The organism is Pantoea sp. GbtcB22 (assembly GCF_019091025.1).
In the GTDB taxonomy this organism is placed as follows: domain Bacteria; phylum Pseudomonadota; class Gammaproteobacteria; order Enterobacterales; family Enterobacteriaceae; genus Pantoea; species Pantoea leporis.
This window is the reverse complement of the sequence record NZ_JAGXKB010000966.1, coordinates 1-231: the sequence shown is the minus strand read 5'-3', so window position 1 is coordinate 231 and position 231 is coordinate 1. Positions and strand designations below refer to the sequence as shown.

Here is a 231-nt window from a genome sequence, read left to right as displayed (position 1 = left end):
CTGGCAAAGCCGCGCGACAGCACACGATCCAGCCACTCCTTCAGGAGCGCCGGGCAGCTGTAGATATAAAGTGGATGTTGGAATACAACGATTTGATGGTCGCGCAGCAGCTGCTGCCCATAGTGAATATCAATAAAAAAATCCGGATAGTGGGCGTATAAATCGTGCACCGTGACGTGGTCCAGTTCCATAACCGACTGCAGCAAAACCCGATTAGCAATCGAATCCTGT

At 51.1% G+C, this 231-nt stretch carries 1 protein-coding gene; it reads right to left on the bottom strand.

Features of this window, described 5'->3' with window-relative positions; translation table 11 throughout:
- Window positions 1–231 (bottom strand): NAD(P)H-dependent oxidoreductase (locus KVT28_RS27195; protein ID WP_217551451.1); only part of this gene is annotated, 231 nt, incomplete at both ends.